Genomic DNA, 18,467 nt, shown 5'->3' with positions numbered 1-18,467 from the left:
GGCCCCTTCTTAACAAGGCACGCGCACACGCTCACGTGCCGTCGCCGCCTCCGCCACCACCGCCGATGCCCGCGCCGCCGGCCGTACCCCCGAGCCCGTAACCCGGCGCGACCGGGCGGTCGGGGCGGCGGCTGACGTGCGCCGACTCGCGAATCGTGGCCGACCAGTCGGCGTGCGAGGCGGCTGCCGCGTGCCTGTCGATGGCATGCCGCAGCCAGCCGTCCACTGTGGCCACCCAGTCCCGTTTGTCGGCGCCGGCGTGCCAGACCCGGAACCGGCTGATGCTCTGGTGGGTGATCCCGGCCAGGGAGAGCCGCCGGTCCAACCAGAGCAGCACTTCCGTGCCGGCCGAGTCGGTCAGCATGATCATTTCGAGTTCGGTCATCGGGCCGGCATAGAGCGGGGCGGCCCAGAAGCCGTACCACTGCTGGAACGGCAGCGTCTGCTCCACGCCCGGCAGCCGGCCGTCCCGCAGCCCCGCCTGCCGGATCGCGAAGCCGAGCGTGTCCAGCGCGGCGAGCACGTGCTCCTGCGTGGGCAGCGGGTGGATCAGCACCGGCACCATCGCGCCCTGGTCCGCCTCCGGGTCCACCGACACCTCGGTGCGCAGCCCGGTACGCAGGCTCAACAGCGGCACCCCGCCGTACGTGGTCACCGGCGACTCCCACGGCAGCGGCACGGCGAAGTCGACAGCGCGCCGCCGCCCGGCCGGCACCACGAACCGCCCCGCGATCGTCCACGTCCGGAACTGCACCAGGCGGCGCGGCGCCTCCGGGTCCTCCGGTTCGACCTGGGTGACCAGCCCGAGCCGGATGTGCCGGACCGGCACGTCCGAGCCGCCGGCGCTGAGCGTCACCCGGCCCGGCAGACGCAGGCCCGGCCGGGTGCTCGGGTTGGGCACCGTGGTGCTCACCGAGAGCCCGGTCCAGGCGGAGTCCCGCGACACGCCGGTCAACCGCATGCCGGGGCTTTCCCGCTGCCCGCCCGGCCATGCCCGCCGGAACGGACGCCGGCCCGGCGAGATGGGGACACCACCTCGCCGGGCCGGCATGGATCATGACGGTCAGCGCATCCGGCGGCCTCGCGGCACCGGGTCGGTCTCGTCGTCGAACTCGCCGATGACCTCCTCCAGGAGGTCCTCCAGCGCGACGAACCCGATCGGCCGGGTCGGCCCACCGCCGTTGCTCACCAGCGCGAGCTGCGCCTGCTGCGCCCGCATGGCGGTCACCGCCTCGGTCACCGACGCCTCGGCCGGCAACGTGAAGGCGTTGGTCATCAGCTCCTCAGCGGTCGCCGGGCGGCCGGTGGTGACGGCGCGGACGGCCTCGCGTACGTGCACCAGGCCGCACACCTCGCCACCGCTGTCGACCACCGCCAGCCGGGAGCGGCCGCTGTCGCGGGAGACGTGCTCGATCCGCTCGGCGGTCTCGCTGCGGCCCACCGTGACGATCCGGTCGAACGGCTCCATCACCTGGGCGACGGTGGTGCCCTGGAGCTCCAGCATGCTGCTGAGCAACTGGTGCTGCTCGGCGCCGAGCAGCCCGTGTTCCCGGGACTGCTCCAGCAGGATGCGCAGCTCGTCCGGGCCGTGCACCTGGGCGAGCTGGTCCTGCTGCTGCACCCCGAACAGGCGCAGCATCGCGTTCGCGAGCCCGTTGAGCACGGACAGCACCGGCCGGACGATCCGGGCGAACGCCCGGAACGGCAGCGCCAGCAGCATCGCCGACCGCTCCGCGTCGGTGATCGCCCACGACTTCGGGGCCATCTCGCCGACCACCAGGTGCAGGAACGTCACGAGCGACAGCGCGAACACCAGCGCCACCACGTGGCTGACCGCCTCGGGCAGGCCCAACGCGTGCAGCAGCGGGCTGAGCAGGTGCTCGATGGCCGGCTCGGCCAGCGCGCCCAGACCCAGGGTGCACAGCGTGATGCCCAGCTGCGCGCCGGCCAGCATCAGGCTCAGCTCGCGGACGCCGTCCAGCGCCGCGCGGGCCGCCCGGCCGCCACCAGCGGCCGCCTGTTCCAGCCGGTACCGCTTGGAGGCCACGAGCGCGAACTCGGCGGCCACGAAGAACCCGTTGAGCGCCAGCAGCACCCCGGAGAAGATCAACGCGAACCCGGGGCTCATGCGGCACCCTCCCCGGACACCGAGGCGGCGGGCCGCAGCCGCACCGAGTCGGCCACGTGCCGGTCCACCGCCAGCACCTCGACCAGCACCCGCGGGCCGCCCGCCGACCCGTCGCCGTCCGTGGCAACCGGGATCTCCAGCAGGTCACCGACCTCGGGCACCCGGCCCAGCTCCCGCATCACCAGACCGGAGAGCGTGTCGTACTCGGGCGCCTCGGGCAGTTCGATGCCGGTGCTGTCGGCGACCTCGTCGATGCGCCAGCGCGCCGGCACCACCCAGGAGCCGTCCTCCTGCCGGGCCGCGGCCCGGTCCGGCGGGTCGTCCTCGTCGCGGATCGGCCCGACCAGCTCCTCGGCCAGGTCCTCCAGCGTGATCACGCCGGCGAAGCCGCCGTACTCGTCGACCACGCAGGCGAGCTGCCGGTGCCCGGACCGCAGGCGGTCCAGCACCGTCGGCAGCGGCAGCGTCTCGGGCACCAGCAACGGGGGTACGGCCACCGCGTCGACCCGGGTGGTCGCGCGCTGCGCCGGGGGCACCCCGAGCACGTCGGCGATGCCGACCACGCCGATCAGGTCGTCGACGCCCTCGGCCCCGCTCACCGGGAACCGGGAGTGGCCGGTGTCCAGCAGCTCGACGATCCGGCTGACCGGCTCGTCGGCCCGGACGGTGTGCACGTCGACCCGGGGCACCATCGCCTCCCCGGCGGTCAGCTCCCGGAAGTCCAGACCCCGGTCCAGCAGGTCGGACATCTCGGCGTCGAGATGCCCCTCCTCCCGGGACTCGGCGATGATCTGTTCCAGGTCCTGCGGGGTGGCGCCGCTGGGCAGCTCCTCGATCGGCTCGATGCCGATCCGGCGGAGCAGCCGTACGGCGGCCCGGTCGAACAGGGTGATCAGCGGACCGGCGATCTTCAGGTACATCAGGGTGGACCGGGACAGCGCCCGGGCGAGCGGCTCGGCCCGCGCGATGGCCAGGTTCTTCGGGGCCAGCTCACCGAGGACCATCTGCACCACTGTGGCGATGATCAGGGCGAGGGCCACCGACAGCGGCAGCGACAACGAGCTGGACAGGCCGGCCAGGCCGAGCAGGTCGGCCAGCCCGGCGCCCAGGTACGGCTCGGCGACGTAACCGACCAGCAGGGCGGTCACGGTGATGCCGAGCTGCGCGCCGGACAGCATGAACGAGAGCCGCCCGGTCACCTCCAGGGCCCGGGCCGCGGCACGGTCGCCACCGTCGGCGAGCTGCTTGAGCTTGCCCCGGTCGACGGCGACGTAACCGAACTCCTGGGCCACGAAGTAACCGGTGGCGGCGGTGAGGACGGTGATGAGAAGGAGACCGACGAGGATCAGCACGGGAGGTTCAGGGCTCCCGGGGTCGTCGGGGAGGGAATTCGCCGGGTATGACCCGGCCGGCTACTGCTGCCCTCCGGGGCAGGAGAGTCGATCATGCGGCCCATTTTATCGGGCACCGCTGGATGTTCGCTGAGGGTGCCGGGAAGCCCCCCGCACGTCCGGTTCAGCGTCCGGCCAGTTCGTCGACGTCCAGCAGCGCGCGGTCGACCCGCCCGGAGCGGTACGCGGCCCGGCCGATCATCTGCGCGGCCACCGGAGCGGTGGAGAGCTGGAAGAGCGCCACCAGGACCAGCATGCCCAGATCCGAGGGGGTACGCAGGCGCAGCGCCAGCCCGGCCAGGAGCAGCAGGACGCCCAGCACCTGCGGCTTGGTGGCGGTGTGCATCCGGTCCAGCACGTCCGGGAAGCGCACCAGCCCGATGCCGGCGACCAGGCCGAGCGCCGCCCCGGCCAGCAGCAGGAACCCACCCACCCAGTCCGCGACGGTGGCCGCGCTCACGCTGATCCGCCGTTCGTTCGCGACTGCGGGGCTCGCAAAACCGGCTCACTCCTCGCGCTCACGCTTCAGCCCGGACCGCGAAGCGCACCAGCGACACCGACCCGATGAAGCCGAGCAGGGAGAGCACCACCAGGACGGGCAGCGTGGTGGCGTGCCGGTTGACAGCGGCCTCCGCCCCGACCGCGGCGAGCATCGCCGTCAGCAGCAGGTCGGCGCCGACGACGCGGTCGAGCAGGGACGGTCCTCGGTAGATCCGGGTCAGGGCGAGCAGCGCGGTGGCCGAGAGCAGCACCGTGAGCGCGACGGCGAGCAGGGCAGTCACTGTTGGTTCCTCCGTTCGACGGGTTCGAGGTCGAGCCGGCGTACCTCGTCGGGAGATCCGATGGCACGCACGATGCGCCGTTCGACGGCGAGCACGCGCTCGCGGCTGCCGGTGATGTCCTCGGGTCCGCGTACGTCGAGCACGTGCACGTAGAGCACGCCCCGGGTCCGGTCGACGTCGAGGATCAGCGTGCCCGGCACCAGCGAGATCACCTCGGCGGTGAGCGTCAGGTTGAGGTCGGTGCGCACGCGCAGCGGCACCGCGATGATCGCGCCGCGCGGGCGGTAGCCGAAGCGCAGCGCCACCGCTGCCACGTGGAGGCTGGCGCTGACCAGCTCCGCGACGAACGTGGCAGCGAACACCAGCAGCGCGCGGGGGCGTACCCGGCCGCCGAACGTGACCGGCGGCAGCGGGAAGAACAGCAGCACCGCCGCGCCGACCACCAGGCCGGCGACCAGGTTGCCCCAGGACACGTCGCCCCACAGCAGCATCCACGCGACGACCAGCCAGCCGAGCGCGACCGCCTGGTCCCGCCGCCGCCCGCCCCGGCCGACGGCCGACGCGGGGGCGTCCGGGACGGGCGCCGCCCGGGGTACGCCGGCGGGCTCCCCGGTCGGGCCCCCGCCCGGGGGCAGTTCATCGGTCACGGCACGTCCCGGGGCAGGACCGCCCGCACGTACGGGGTGCGCTCGCGCAGGTCGGTGGCCGCGTCCGAGGTGACCTGGAACAGCGGCCCGGCCACCAGCGTGAACAGCACGCCCAGCGCCACCAGTGCGGTGGTCGCGCCGACCATCAGCCCGGGCAGCCGGGCCGGCGGGGTGGCGGTGGCCAGCCGGGGCTCCCGCCAGAACGCGATGTTCCACACCCGGGAGGCGGCGTAGAGGGTGAGCAGGCTGGTGAGCGTGCCGGCCGCGACGAGCACGGCGGGCAGCACGCCACCGGCCGCCACGCCGGCCTGGAGCAGTCCGAGCTTGCCGAGGAAGCCGGAGAACGGCGGAATGCCGGCGAGGTTCATAGCGGGGACGAAGAAGAGCACGCCGAGGGTCGGGGCGACCCGTGCCAGGCCGCCGATGCGCCGCAGGTCGGTGCTGCCCGCACGTTCCTCGACCAGGCCGGCGACCAGGAACAGCGTGGTCTGGATGGTGATGTGGTGCACCACGTAGAAGATCGCCCCGGACAGGCCGGCGACGCTGCTCAGCGCCACCCCGAAGATCATGTAGCCGATGTGGCTGACCAGCGTGAACGACAGCAGCCGCTTCAGGTCCGACTGCGCCACCGCGCCCAGGATGCCGACCACCATGGTCAGCCCGGCCACCACCATCAGCAGCGTGGCGACCTGGCCGCCGGGGAACAGCAGCGTCTCGGCGCGGATGATCGCGTACACGCCGACCTTGGTGAGCAGGCCGGCGAAGACCGCTGTCACGGGGGCGGGCGCGGTCGGATAGCTGTCCGGCAGCCACGCCGACAGCGGGAACACCGCCGCCTTGATCCCGAACGCGAGCAGCAGCGTCAGTTGCAGGGTCAGGCGTACGCCCGACGGCAGCGCGTCCAGCCGGCCGGCGAGCTGCGCCATGTTCAGCGTGCCGGTGGCCGCGTACACCAGTCCCACCGCGGACAGGAACAGCAGCGACGACAGGATGCTGACCACCACGTACGTCGATCCGGTGCGCAACCGCGCCTCGGTGCCGCCCAGCGTGATCAGCACGAAGCTCGCGGCCAGCAGGATCTCGAAGCCGACGAAGAGGTTGAACAGGTCCCCGGCGAGGAAGGCGTTCGTGACACCGGCGGTCAGCACCAGGTACGTCGGGTGGTAGATGCTCACCGGCGCGGTCTCCCCGGTCTCGCCCCGGCCCTGGCCGATCGAGTAGAGCAGCACGCACAGCGTCACCGCCGAGGAGACGAGCACCATCAGCGCCGCCAGCTGGTCCGCCACCAGCACGATGCCCACCGGCGCCGGCCAGCCGCCCACGTGCACCACCACCGGCCCGGAGCCGTACGCCCGCACCAGCAGCACCGCCGCCACCACGAGGACGCTGGACAGGCACAGCACGCTTATCCACCGCTGCAACCCGGGCCGGCCGGACAGCAGGAGGGTGAGCGCCGCGCCGAGCAGCGGCACCACCACCGGCAGCGGAACGAGCGCGGTCACGAGGCGTCCCCCCGATGCAGCCGCCGCCGGGCCGGCTCCGGGTCCACCTGCTCCGGGTCGTCGTCCGGGCCCTCGCCGCCGTGGTCCGCAGTGGACACCTCGTTGCTCTCGGCGAGCCGGACGATCTGCCGGTCCTCCAGGTCGTCCTGCACCTCGTCGTCACCGCTGGTGTACCAGCTCCGGTAGGCGACGGCGAGCAGGAACGCGGTCAGCCCGAACGTGATCACCACGGCGGTGAGCACCATTGCCTGCGGCAGCGCGTCGCTCATCTCGCCCCGCGAGGTGGAACCGACGAGCGGCGCGGCGCCGGACCGCCCGCCGAGCAGGATGAGCAGGTTCACGCCGTTGCCGAGCATGATGATGCCGAGCAGGATCCGGGTCAGGCTGCGTTCCAGCAACAGCATGACGCCGGCGGCGACGAGCACCCCGACGGCCAGCACCAGCACCAGCGTCGGCCCGGCCGCACCCCTGTTCACTGAGCCACCTCTGTTCGCGACTGCGGGGCTCGCAAACCCGGCTCACTCCTCGCGCTCACGAGGGACCCTCCCGCTGGACCACCAGCCCGTGCCCCGCATCGCCCGCGGCCTCCACGTGCCGGTCGACCTCGGCGCCCAGGCTGCGCAGGATGTCCAGGATCAGCCCGACCACCACGAGATAGACGCCGACGTCGAAGAACAGCGACGTGACCAGGTAGAAGTCGCCGACCACAGGCAGCCACAGGTTGACCTTCACGCTCTGCAGCACCTGGCCGGTGAGCGCCAGGCCGAGGACGCCGCTGCCGACCGAGATGCCCAGACCCGCGCCGAGCACCGTGCCGGCACCGACCGGCGCCGCCTCGGCCAGCTCGTACCGGCCGCCGGCCAGGTAACGCAGGGCCAGCGCCAGCCCGGCCACGAGCCCGCCGGCGAAACCGCCGCCGGGCGCGTTGTGCCCGGAGAACAGCAGGAACAACGAGAAGATCAGTACGGTGTGGAAGATCAGCCGGGTGACCACCTCGAAGACGATCGAGCGCCGCCGTTCCGGCAGCGTCTGCCCGCCGCGCAGCCACACCGTGCGCCGGTCCCCGGCACGCAGCGCGGCCGGTGGCGGGCGGCGAGGGCGCGGCCCGGTGCGGGAACGCTCGTAGATCAGGCTGGCCACGCCGGTGGCGGTCACCACGAGCACCGAGATCTCCCCCATCGTGTCCCAGGCGCGGATGTCCACGAGCGTCACGTTCACGACGTTGCGGCCGTACCCCTGCGTGAGGGCCAGGTCCGGGAAGGCCGCGGAGATCGACGGCGCCCGCCGCGCCCCGGCCGCGACGAGCGCCAGACCGGCCATCACCACGCCGGCGGCGACCCCGATGCCGCGCCGCACCCAGCGGCTGCGGCGCAGCGGGCGGGCCGAGAAGCGCTCCGGCAGCCGCCGCAGCACCAGCACGAACACCGCGATCGTGGCGGTCTCCACCAGGAACTGGGTCAGCGCCACGTCCGGGGCGCCGTAGAGGACGAACATCATCGCGGTGCCGTAGCCGGTCACGCCGACGAGCAGCATCGCGGTGAGCCGGCGCCGCGCGCCCACCGCGAGCAGCGCGGCGACCGCGATCACCACGCAGACCACGAGCTGGGCCGGGTTGTCCCAGACCGCCAGGTCGACCCGCCACGGCGCGGTGGCGATCATCGCTCCCCCCGGCACGAACACCAGCGCGAGCAGCACGGTGCCGAGGTACTGCGGCAGGGAGCCGCGCTGGGTGGCGCCGGTGACCTCGATGGCGAGCCGGTCGAAGCCGTGCGTCACCCACTCGTACCCCTGGTTGCCGCTCACCGGCGAGCGCAGCCGGTCCAGCGCGGGCGCCAGCGGGCCGCGGACCAGGTGCAGCACCACACCGCCGGCCAGCACCAGGGCGGACAGGCCGAGCGCCGCCGTGGGTCCGTGCCAGAGCGCCAGGTGCTCCTCGACCGGCCCGAACAGCTCGGCGTACGGCTCGAACAGGCCGCTCAGCCACCCGGCGGCCGGACCGGCGGCGAGCCCGGCCACGGCGAGCAGCGCCGGGGGTACGAGCATCGCGGCGGGCGGCCGGGCCAGCTCGGTGTCCGGCACGCCGGGCCGGGTGACGAACGCGCCCCAGAGGAACCGGATGCTGTACGCGACGGTGAGCGCGCTGCCGGCCACCAGCACGATCAGGACCAGTGGATCGCCGGTGAACGCGGCGAGCGCCGCCTCCTTCCCGACGAACCCGAGCAGCGGCGGCACCCCGGCCATCGAGGCGGCGGCCAGCGTGGCGACTGTGGCCAGCACCGGCGCGGCCCGTCCCACCCCGGACAGCTCCCGCAGGTCACGGGTGCCGGCCTCGTGGTCGAGGATGCCGACGACCAGGAACAGCGCCGCCTTGAACAGGGCGTGTGCGGCCAGCATCGCCACGCCGGCCAGCGCCGCCTTCGGGGTGCCCGCCCCGAACACCACTGTGAGCAGGCCGAGCTGGCTGACCGTCCCGTACGCCAGCAGCAGCTTGAGGTCGGTCTGCCGCAACGCCGCCCACCCGCCGATGACGAGCGTGACCAGGCCGGCGACCACTGTGACCGGGCGCCACCCGTCGACCGGGGCGAGCACCGGGCCGAGCAGTCCGATGAGGAAGATTCCGGCCTTCACCATCGCCGCCGCGTGCAGGTACGCGCTCACCGGCGTCGGGGCGGCCATCGCCACCGGCAGCCAGGCGTTGAACGGGAACACCGCGGACTTCGCCAGCGCCCCGGCGAGGATGAGCAGGACCGCGACGGTCAGGTACCCGCCGCCGGGCAGCGGCGCGGCCGCCACCGCCGACCACCGGTAGCCGCCGGCGTGGTGGCCGAGCAGCAGGAACCCGACGAGCATGGCCAGCCCGCCCAGCGTGGTCACGGTGAGCGCCTGCGCGGCGGCCCACCGGCTGGACCGGCGTTCGGTGCTGTGCCCGATGAGCAGGTAGGAGAAGACGGTGGTCAGTTCCCAGAACACGTAGAGCAGCAGCAGGTCGTCGGAGACGACGAGGCCGAGCATCGCACCGGCGAAGGCGACCATGACAGCGGCGAACCGGGCCAGGCCGGTCGACCCGGGCGGGAAGTAGCGGGCGGAGTAGACCAGCACCAGCGCGCCGACGCCGCCGACGAGCAGCAGCATCAGCCAGGACAGCGTCGTGACCCGCAGCGCCACGTCGAGCTGGAGCTGCGAGATCCAGGGGTACGTCTCGACGACCGCGCCGCCGTCGCGTACCGCACCGGTGTGCGCCGCCGCCCAGACCGCTGTGGCGGCCGGGGCGAGCGCGAGCAGCAGGCAGGCGCGCGGACCCCACCGGCGGACCAGCAGCGGGGCGAGCAGGGCCGCCACCAGGTGCACGATCAGCAGGACGAGCACGCGTACTCCCGGTCGAGGTGACAGCGCGCGAACACGCTGGTGTCACAACCGATCACACGCCACAGAGGCACCGAACCGGGCCGTTTTCTCCAAAACCCACCCATATCCCCAGCCCTCACCGCCCGCCACAGGCTCCCCACCCACTCCTCCCCCCGGCGGTGATCAAGGAGTTTGTGTCCGTCGGCGCGCCTGATCCGCCTGCAAACTCCTTGATCACCGGAGTGGGGCGCGGGAGGGCCGGGGGTGGGGCGCGGGAGGGCGGCGGGGTGGGGTCAGGGGGTGGGGTTGGGGGTGGCCAGCTGGTGGGCGGCGCGGTCGACGGCGCGCTGGGCGGCGGCCAGGGAGCGCAGTGGCAGCCGGGCGTCGCGGCTCTCCCGGCGCTGGACGAAGTAGTGCACAGCGGCCCGGACCCGGGCCCGGTCGGCGGCGCTGGACCGGGCGGTGGCCAGGATCATCTCGCGCAGCCGTGCGGCCAGTTCCTCGGCCAGCTCCAGATCGGGGCCGTGCAGACCGGCGCGCAGCACGGCCAGGCGACTGTCGACCTTACGGATGAGCACGTCGGTTCCCGGCCCCAGGACTCGTTCCTCGACGGTCATCCACGCCTCCACCCCACGCCGCATCGCGAGTGAAGTTACTTTATGTTGCAGCCCACAAGCAAGCAGTTAAGTAAGACTTAACGGAATAATCGTCCATTCCATTCTTCGACCGCTGTGCGCGGGACGCAACGGTCCGGCGGCGGGCCGGATGTCACACCCGCGCGGCAGGATGGGTGCGTGGCGGACGAGGTGACCCCGTCAAGCAGGTCAGGCGGGTCAGGCAGGTCAGACGGGGTGCTGGCACAGTTCGGCGCGGCGACCCGGGAGTGGTTCACCGCGGCGTTCGCCGCGCCCACCCCGGCCCAGGAGGGCGCCTGGCGCTCGGTGGCCGCCGCACGCAACGCCCTTGTCGTCGCGCCGACCGGCTCCGGCAAGACGCTCGCGGCGTTCCTCTGGTCGCTCGACCGGCTCGCCAAGGAGCCGCCGCCGGCCGACCTCCGGCGCCGGTGCCGGGTGCTCTACGTCAGCCCGCTCAAGGCGCTCGCCGTCGACGTGGAACGCAACCTGCGCGCCCCGCTCACCGGCATCCGCCAGGCCGCCTCCCGGCTCGGCCTGGCCCCGCCGGACATCACCGTCGGGATGCGTACCGGCGACACCCCGGCCGACGAGCGCCGGGCCTTCGCCCGCACCCCGCCGGACATCCTCATCACCACGCCCGAGTCGCTGTTCCTGCTGCTCACCTCCGCCGCCCGCGACTCGCTGCGCGGCGTCGACACGGTGATCGTGGACGAGGTGCACGCGGTGGCCGGCACCAAGCGCGGCGCCCACCTGGCGCTGTCCCTGGAGCGGCTCGACGCGCTGCTGGAACGGCCCGCGCAACGGATCGGCCTGTCCGCCACCGTCCGGCCGATCGACGTGTGCGCCCGCTTCCTCGGCGGCGCGCGCCCGGTCGACGTGGTGCAGCCGCCGGCCGACAAGACCATCGAGGTCAGCGTCCAGGTCCCGGTGGAGGACATGACCCGCCTCGACGAGCAGGAGCCGCCGGAGGACGACCTGGGCGGCCTCGCCCCCCGCCGTGCCTCGATCTGGCCGGCCGTCGAGGAGCGGGTGTTCGCGCTGATCCGCGCGCACCGGTCCACCATCGTGTTCACCAACTCCCGGCGCAGCGCCGAACGGCTCTGCGCCCGGCTCAACGAGCTGGCCGCCGAGGAGATCGAGGCGGCGTCCGCCCCGGAGGGCAGCCGCGTGGCCCGGGGCGGGGAGCCGGTGCGCGTATCCGATCTGCTGCCCGGCGCCGACGGCCCGCCGCCCGGTGCCGGGCCCGGGCCGGTGCGGGCGCCTCGGCAGCCGGCGGAGGTGATGGCGCAGGCCGGCGCGGCGGCCGGTGCGCCGGCGGTGATCGCCCGGGCGCACCACGGCAGCGTCTCCCGGGAGGAGCGCAAGCAGATCGAGGAGGCGCTGAAATCCGGCCGGCTGCCCGCCGTGGTCGCCACGTCCAGTCTGGAGCTGGGCATCGACATGGGTGCCGTCGACCTGGTGGTGCAGATCGAGGCGCCGCCGAGTGTGGCCGCCGGGCTGCAACGGGTCGGGCGGGCCGGGCACCAGGTCGGCGCGGTCTCGCGCGGCGTCGTCTTCCCCAAGCACCGGGGCGACCTGCTCTCCTGCACAGTGGTGGCCGAGCGGATGGGTGCCGGGGCGATCGAGGAGCTGCACTACCCGCGCAACCCGCTCGACGTGCTGGCCCAGCAGATCGTCGCGATGGTGGCGCTGGAGCCGTGGCGGCTCGGCGACCTGGCGGTGCTGGTCCGGCGGGCGGCGCCGTTCGCGGAGCTGCCCGACTCGGCGCTGCACGCGGTGCTCGACATGCTCTCCGGGCGCTACCCGTCCACCGCGTTCGCCGAGTTGCGCCCGCGGCTGGTCTGGGACCGCGCCACCGACGTGCTGACCGGCCGGCCCGGCGCGCAGCGGCTCGCCGTGACCAGCGGCGGCACCATCCCCGACCGGGGCCTGTTCGGCGTCTTCCTGGCCGGCGCGGAGCGGGCGGCGCGGGTCGGTGAGCTGGACGAGGAAATGGTCTACGAGTCCCGGGTGGGTGACGTGTTCCTGCTCGGCTCGTCGTCCTGGCGGATCGAGGAGATCACCCCCGACCGGGTGCTCGTCTCCCCCGCACCCGGGCAGGCGGCCCGGATGCCGTTCTGGAAGGGCGACCAACTCGGCCGCCCGGTCGAGCTGGGGCGGGCGATCGGCGCCCGGGTCCGGGCGCTGCTGCGGCAGTCCGACGCCGACGCGGTGGCGGCGCTGCGGGCCGGCGGGCTCGACGACTGGGCCGCCGGCAACCTGATGAACTACCTGCGCGAGCAGAAGGCGGCCACCCGGTCGCTGCCGGACGACCGGACGGTGGTGGTCGAGCGGTTCCGCGACGAGCTGGGCGACTGGCGGCTCGCCGTGCACTCGGTCCTCGGCGCGCGCGTCAACGGGCCGTGGGCGCTGGCGATCGGCCGCCGGCTGGCCGAGCGGTACGGCGTGGACGCCCAGGTCATGCCCTCCGACGACGGCATCGTGGTGCGCCTGCCGGACACCGCGGACACACCACCCGGCGCCGACGTGGTCGTCTTCGAGCCGGACGAGATCACCCAGCTGGTCGAGGAGTCGGTGGGCACGTCGGCGCTGTTCGCGTCCCGGTTCCGCGAGTGCGCGGCCCGGTCGCTGCTGCTGCCCCGGCGCGACCCCCGGCGGCGGCAGCCGCTGTGGCAGCAACGCCAGCGCGCCTCGCAGCTGCTCGACGTGGCCCGCGAGTACGCCGACTTCCCGGTCACGCTGGAGGCCGCCCGCGAGTGTCTTCAGGACGTCTTCGACCAGCCCGCCCTGGCCGGGCTGATGCGCGACCTGGCCGCCCGCAAGGTACGCCTGGTCGAGGTGGAGTCCGAGCGCCCGTCGCCGTTCGCGCGGTCGCTGCTGTTCGGGTACGTCGGCGCGTTCCTCTACGAGGGCGACGCCCCGCTGGCCGAGCGGCGGGCCGCCGCGCTGGCGCTCGACTCCGGCCTGCTCGGCGAGCTGCTCGGCCGGGTCGACCTGCGGGAACTGCTCGACCCGGAGGTGCTCGCCGAGACCGCGCGCCAACTGCGCTGGCGCACCGAGCAGCGGCGGCCCCGCGACCCGGAGGACGTGGTCGAGCTGCTGCGCGTGGTCGGCGACCTGAGCGGCGCCGAGCTAGCCGAGCGCGGCGTGCCGGAGTCGTGGACCGACGAGCTGGCGGCGGCCCGGCGGGTGCTGCGCGTCCGTATCGCCGGGGAGGATCGGTGGGTGGTGGTCGAGGACGCCGCCCGGCTGCGCGACGCGCTCGGGGTGGCGCTGCCCGTCGGCGTCGCCGAGGCATACCTCGCACCGGTGGCCGATCCGCTCGCCGACCTGGTCGCCCGGTACGCCCGCACGCACGGCCCGTTCGCGGCCGCCACCTGCGCGGCCCGGTTCGGGCTCGGCGTGTTCGTGGTGGAGCAGGCACTGCGGCGGCTCGCCGCGACCGGCCGGGTGGTCTCCGGCGAGTTCGCCCCGGACACGGTGGGCACCCAGTGGTGCGACGCCGAGGTGCTGCGCCTGCTGCGCCGCCGCTCGCTCGCCGCCCTGCGCCGGGAGATCGAACCGGTGCCGCCGCGCGCGCTCGCCGCGTTCCTGCCCCGCTGGCAGCAGGTCGGCTCGTCGGCCCGGGGCGTCGAGGCGGTCGCCGCCACCGTCGAGCAGTTGCAGGGCGTGAGCGTGCCGGCGTCCGCCCTGGAACGCCTGGTGCTGCCCGCCCGGGTGGCCGACTACTCCCCCGCCCAGCTCGACGAGCTGTGCGCCGGCGGGGAGGTGGTGTGGGCCGGCGCGGGCGCGATCTCCGGCGGCGACGGGTGGGTGACGCTCGCGTACGCCGACGTCGCGCCGCTGCTGCTCCCGCCGCCGGACGAGGCACTGACGCTCACCCCGCTGCACGAGTCGGTGCTCGACGCGCTCGCCGACGGGCAGGCGCTGTTCTTCCGCTCGCTGTCCGACCGCATCGGCGCCACCGACGACGCCGCCCTGTCCGGCGCGGTGTGGGATCTGGTGTGGGCCGGTCACCTCACGAACGACACGCTCGCACCGCTGCGGGCCGCGCTGGGCGCGGGCGGGGCGCACCGCTCCCGGCCCTCGGCGCCGCGCACCCGCTACCGCCGTCCCGGCCGGGTGGCGCTGCCCAGCCGGAGCGGTCCGCCCACGATGGCCGGGCGCTGGTCCCGGCTGCCCGAACGCGACAGCGACCCCACCCGCCGCGCCGCCGCCCTGGCCGACCTGCTGCTGGAACGGCACGGCGTGGTGACCCGGGGCGCGGTCGTGGCCGAGCAGGTCACCGGCGGTTTCGCCGGGGTCTACCCGGTGCTGTCCGCGATGGAGGAACGCGGGGCGGCCCGGCGCGGCTACTTCGTCGAAGGGCTCGGCGCGGCGCAGTTCGCGGTGCCGGGCGCGGTGGACCGCATCCGGGCGCTCGCCGACGACACCCAGGGCCGGGGCGGGCCGACGGTAGTGCTCGCGGCCACCGACCCGGCGAACCCGTACGGCGCGGCGCTGCCCTGGCCGGAACGAGTCGTCGACTCCGGCGACGGCGCGGCACCGGCCACCGGCCACCGGGCCGGGCGCAAGGCGGGCGCGCTCGTCGTGCTCGTCGGCGGCGACCTGGTGCTCTACGTCGAGCGGGGCGGCCGGACGATCCTGTCCTTCACCGACGACACCGACACGCTCGGCGCGGCCGGCAAGGCACTCGCCGACGCGGTGCACTCCGGTGCGCTCGGCGCGATCTCGGTGGAACGCGCCGACGGCGAGGCCGTGCACGCGTCCCCGCTGCGCGACGCGCTGACCGCCGCCGGTTTCCGCGCCACCCCGCGCGGCCTGCGCCTGCGCGGCTGACCGCCGGTGGTTCCGGGGAGCGGGAACGTAGGGTGTGCCGGTGGCCTCGATCTCGCTGACCACCGACTACGGGCTCTCCGACGGGTTCGTGGCGGCGTGCCATGGCGTGCTGGCCCGGCTCGCCCCGGCCGTCCGGGTGATCGACGTGACGCACCTGATCCCACCGGCCGACGTACGCCGGGGCGCGGCGGTGCTCGCGCAGACAGTGCCGTACCTGCCGTGGGGCGTGCACGTGGCGGTGGTCGATCCGGGTGTCGGCACGACGCGGCGCGGGATCGCGCTCGCCGCGCCCGGCGGGCTGCTGGTCGGGCCGGACAACGGGCTGCTGATCCCGGCCGCGGAGGCGCTCGGCGGGGTGACCGACGCGGTGGAGCTGACCAATCCGGACTGGCTCGGCCCGGTCGTGTCCCGCACGTTCCACGGGCGGGACGTGTTCGCGCCGGTGGCCGCTCGGCTGGCGCTCGGCGCGTCGCCGGCCGAGGCGGGACCGGCAGTCCACCCGGGCACGCTGGTCCGGCTGCCGGACCCAGTGGTACGCGCGGAGCCCGGCGGCTTCAGCGCCGAGGTGCTGACCGTCGACCACTTCGGCAACGTCCAGCTCGCCGCGCCGGGCACGCTGCTCGACGGCCTGCCGTCCCGGGTGCTGGTGAACGGCCACGAGGCGGTCCACGGCCGCACGTTCGGCGACGCTGACCCCGGCGCCCTGGTGGTCTACGTCGACTCGGCCGGCCAGGTCGCGGTAGCGGTGAACACCGGCCGAGCCGCCGACACCCTCCACGCCACCCCAGGCGCCCTGGTCACCATCACCCGTCTCCCCCGCGATCTTGCAGTTGGTGCCCCGGCATAACGGGCGAATGCCCCCGGGGCAGGGCCGAAACTGCAAGATCGCGGAGGAAAGCCCTCGGGAGGGCGCCGCTCAGCAGCGGGGGACTGTGCCGCCGTAGATCGAGGACAGGTACGCGTGGCTGACGTAGTTGCCGCCGACCAGGCGGTACCACCTCGTCGTCGTGCGGTACGTGCCGGCGATGCGCTGCCCGGTCACGTAGCACTGCACCGGCACGTGGGCGTACGTGGCGGCCAGCCCCCGGCTCGCGTACGAGGTGCTCGCCCCGGCGCGCAGGTTCAGCGGCCCGGAGCCGACCACCGCCCGCGCCCCGCCGCCGGTCCACAGCAGCGTCACGTCCACCCACGCGTTGTCGGTGAGCCGCAGCCCGTCCCAGAACGTGCCGTCGGCCAGGTCCAGCCCGGCCGGGTTGCGGACGGTACGGCCGAACTGGTCGCGCCCGCCGTTGTAGCCGTTCTGGTACGCCGCCTGCGCCTCCGGCAACCCGCGCGGCAGGTCCTTCCAGTTCTCCCGGATCGACGCCGGGTTCCACCAGTCGTCCCGGGTGTTCCAGGGCCCGACGTCCCAGACCGGGGCGTACTCGCAGCGGCTGCCGCTCGTCGTGCAGACCTTTACCGTGTAGTCACCGGTGTTTCGCGGGGACAGGCCGCGCCGGGTTGGCAGCGCCGCGAAGTGGTCCCGGGTGGCCACTGTGTGCCCGTTGGCGGTGGTGCCGCCGACCAGGCCGATCCGGGTGGCGTACACCCGGTAGGTGAGCGCGGCGGCCGGCTGGACCGCTGTGGTGGTGACCCGGTCGGCGGCCAGGGTCAGACCGGTCACTGTGGCGTCCGACGCGGCGTCGCGGGTGGTCAGCACGACGCGCGCCTGGACCCGGCTGACCGGCTGGTCGAAGACCGCCTCGGCGCCGTCGCGCCACTCGGTCCAGCCACGGGCACGCCAGCCGCGCACCTGGGCCACCGCCGTACCCCCGTCGCCGGTGCGGGCGGCGAGCTGTGCGCGTACCCGGGTCGCGGGTTTCTCCAGGGCGCGCGGCGCGGAGAGCAGGATGCCCTCGGCGAGCGGTCCGGCGACGGCGGCCGGGCGGGTGCGGACGGTGGGCCGCGGGTCGGCCAGCCGCAGGCGGCCGGACCGCCAGGCGACGTTGACGTCGTCGCCGCCGGCCACGGCGAGGTCGACGGACCAGCGTTCGGGACCGGCGGCGCGGGACGGCGCGGCGGTGGGCGGGGGCGCGGCCGGCGCGGGCGTGCCGGGCAGTCCGGCGGCCACGGTGAGCAGGGCGGTCAGGGCGGTCAGGGCGACGACGGTACGACGTCGTGAATGTGCCATGGGCATCTCCTCAGAACCCCCTGATCCTGGCGTTTCCGCAGATCAAGTGGAACCTCAGTACAAATAGCGACACATGCGAATTCCGCTCGGTAGGGGACAATGGCGGGGTGCCCGAAGGCGACACCGTCTGGAACACCGCGCGCGTCCTGCAACGCGCGCTGGCCGGGGCCCGGCTCACCGGGTCCGACTTCCGTGTGCCACAGCTCGCCACCACCGACCTGACCGGCTGGACCGTGCGCGAGTCGGCGAGCCGGGGCAAGCACCTGCTGCTGCGCCTGACCGGCACCGACGCCGAGCCCTGGACGCTGCACTCGCATCTGCGGATGGACGGCGCCTGGCGGGCGTACGCCCCGGGTGAGCGCTGGACCGCGCGGCCGGCGCACCTGATCCGGGTGGTGCTCCGCTCCCCCGCCGCGGTCGCCGTCGGCTACCACCTGCACGAGCTGGCGCTGGTGCCGACCGCCGACGAGGAGTCGCTCGTCGGCCACCTCGGCCCGGACCTGCTCGGCCCGGACTGGGACGCCGACGAGGCGGTCCGCCGGCTCGCGGCCGACCCCGACCGCACCATCGGCGAGGCGCTGCTCGACCAGCGCAACCTGGCTGGGGTGGGCAACCTCTACAAGTGCGAGGTGCTGTTCCTGCGCGGCGTGTCGCCGTGGACGCCGGTCGGCGCGGTGCCGGACCTGCCCGGCACCGTCGCGCTGGCCCAGCGGCTGCTCGCGGCCAACCGGGGCCGGTGGACGCAGAGCACCACAGGCGTGTTGCACCGGGGCGGCACCAGCTACGTCTACGGCCGCCGGACCCAGCCGTGCCGCCGCTGCGGGACCGCCATCCGCAAGGAGGAACTGGGCGAACGGGTCACCTACTGGTGTCCGTCCTGCCAGCCCGGCGTGGAACTTCCACGAAACGCCGAAGATCAGTCGAGATAGGGACGATTGGGTACTTCCCCCTCACCCCTCTGACATCGCATGCTGCGGTGGACCGCTCACGGATCGTCAGCAGCGCGTACGCCCGCCACGCCGGGGTGT

At 74.3% G+C, this 18,467-nt stretch carries 14 protein-coding genes; 3 read left to right on the top strand and 11 right to left on the bottom strand.

Annotated features, from left to right (window positions below):
* Positions 1-31 precede the first annotated feature (31 nt).
* The 10 genes from AB0D28_RS05575 to AB0D28_RS05530 form a co-directional block, all read right to left on the bottom strand.
* The gene (locus AB0D28_RS05575; RefSeq protein ID WP_357382547.1) at positions 32-961 is read right to left on the bottom strand and encodes a sporulation protein; all 930 of its coding nucleotides are present in this window, start codon (positions 959-961) and stop codon (positions 32-34) included.
* A gap of 102 nt (positions 962-1,063) precedes the next feature.
* A complete protein-coding gene (locus AB0D28_RS05570; protein ID WP_357382545.1) occupies positions 1,064-2,128 on the bottom strand; it encodes a hemolysin family protein in 1,065 nt (354 codons plus the stop codon).
* Entirely contained in the window at positions 2,125-3,480 is a 1,356-nt protein-coding gene (locus AB0D28_RS05565; RefSeq protein ID WP_357382543.1) for a hemolysin family protein, read from the bottom strand. The genes AB0D28_RS05570 and AB0D28_RS05565 overlap by 4 nt, the downstream gene beginning before the upstream one ends.
* A 163-nt stretch (positions 3,481-3,643) precedes the next feature.
* Complete coding sequence (mnhG, locus tag AB0D28_RS05560) at positions 3,644-3,979, bottom strand: monovalent cation/H(+) antiporter subunit G (protein ID WP_357382541.1); 336 nt, start codon at positions 3,977-3,979, stop codon at positions 3,644-3,646.
* 58 nt (positions 3,980-4,037) lie between these two features.
* The gene (locus AB0D28_RS05555; RefSeq protein WP_357382539.1) at positions 4,038-4,301 is read right to left on the bottom strand and encodes a monovalent cation/H+ antiporter complex subunit F; all 264 of its coding nucleotides are present in this window, start codon (positions 4,299-4,301) and stop codon (positions 4,038-4,040) included.
* Positions 4,298-4,948 (bottom strand): Na+/H+ antiporter subunit E, encoded by a 651-nt coding sequence (locus AB0D28_RS05550; RefSeq protein ID WP_357382537.1) that lies wholly within the window; start codon positions 4,946-4,948, stop codon positions 4,298-4,300. Before AB0D28_RS05550 ends, AB0D28_RS05555 begins: the two co-directional genes overlap by 4 nt.
* Positions 4,945-6,450, bottom strand: a complete 1,506-nt coding sequence (locus AB0D28_RS05545) for a Na+/H+ antiporter subunit D (protein WP_357382535.1) — start codon at positions 6,448-6,450, stop codon at positions 4,945-4,947. Before AB0D28_RS05545 ends, AB0D28_RS05550 begins: the two co-directional genes overlap by 4 nt.
* The gene (locus AB0D28_RS05540) at positions 6,447-6,926 is read right to left on the bottom strand and encodes a Na(+)/H(+) antiporter subunit C (protein ID WP_357382533.1); all 480 of its coding nucleotides are present in this window, start codon (positions 6,924-6,926) and stop codon (positions 6,447-6,449) included. Before AB0D28_RS05540 ends, AB0D28_RS05545 begins: the two co-directional genes overlap by 4 nt.
* A 55-nt stretch (positions 6,927-6,981) precedes the next feature.
* Positions 6,982-9,816, bottom strand: a complete 2,835-nt coding sequence (locus tag AB0D28_RS05535) for a Na+/H+ antiporter subunit A (RefSeq protein ID WP_357382531.1) — start codon at positions 9,814-9,816, stop codon at positions 6,982-6,984.
* 272 nt (positions 9,817-10,088) lie between these two features.
* Positions 10,089-10,412: a hypothetical protein gene (locus AB0D28_RS05530; RefSeq protein ID WP_357382774.1), complete on the bottom strand. Its 324-nt coding sequence runs from the start codon at positions 10,410-10,412 to the stop codon at positions 10,089-10,091.
* A gap of 189 nt (positions 10,413-10,601) precedes the next feature.
* Between AB0D28_RS05530 and AB0D28_RS05525 the strand changes: the two genes are divergently transcribed.
* Together AB0D28_RS05525 and AB0D28_RS05520 are read left to right on the top strand one after the other, a co-directional pair.
* Positions 10,602-15,269 (top strand): DEAD/DEAH box helicase, encoded by a 4,668-nt coding sequence (locus tag AB0D28_RS05525; protein WP_357382772.1) that lies wholly within the window; start codon positions 10,602-10,604, stop codon positions 15,267-15,269.
* A gap of 40 nt (positions 15,270-15,309) precedes the next feature.
* Complete coding sequence (locus AB0D28_RS05520) at positions 15,310-16,116, top strand: SAM-dependent chlorinase/fluorinase (protein ID WP_357382529.1); 807 nt, start codon at positions 15,310-15,312, stop codon at positions 16,114-16,116.
* 69 nt (positions 16,117-16,185) lie between these two features.
* On the opposite strand, the gene AB0D28_RS05515 is transcribed toward AB0D28_RS05520, so the two are convergent.
* Positions 16,186-17,439 carry a hypothetical protein gene (locus AB0D28_RS05515; RefSeq protein ID WP_357382527.1) on the bottom strand — a complete coding sequence of 418 codons (1,254 nt, stop codon included), beginning with the start codon at positions 17,437-17,439 and terminating at the stop codon, positions 16,186-16,188.
* Between the two features lie 107 nt (positions 17,440-17,546).
* On the opposite strand from AB0D28_RS05515, the gene AB0D28_RS05510 reads away from it, so the two are divergent.
* Positions 17,547-18,368: a DNA-formamidopyrimidine glycosylase family protein gene (locus AB0D28_RS05510; protein ID WP_357382525.1), complete on the top strand. Its 822-nt coding sequence runs from the start codon at positions 17,547-17,549 to the stop codon at positions 18,366-18,368.
* Positions 18,369-18,467: the final 99 nt, after the last annotated feature.

Origin of the sequence: Micromonospora sp. NPDC048169 (assembly GCF_040652815.1) — a bacterium.
In the GTDB taxonomy this organism is placed as follows: Bacteria; Actinomycetota; Actinomycetes; order Mycobacteriales; family Micromonosporaceae; genus Micromonospora.
Note: the sequence above shows the minus strand (reverse complement) of the source record. Positions and strands in the feature narration are given on the sequence as shown.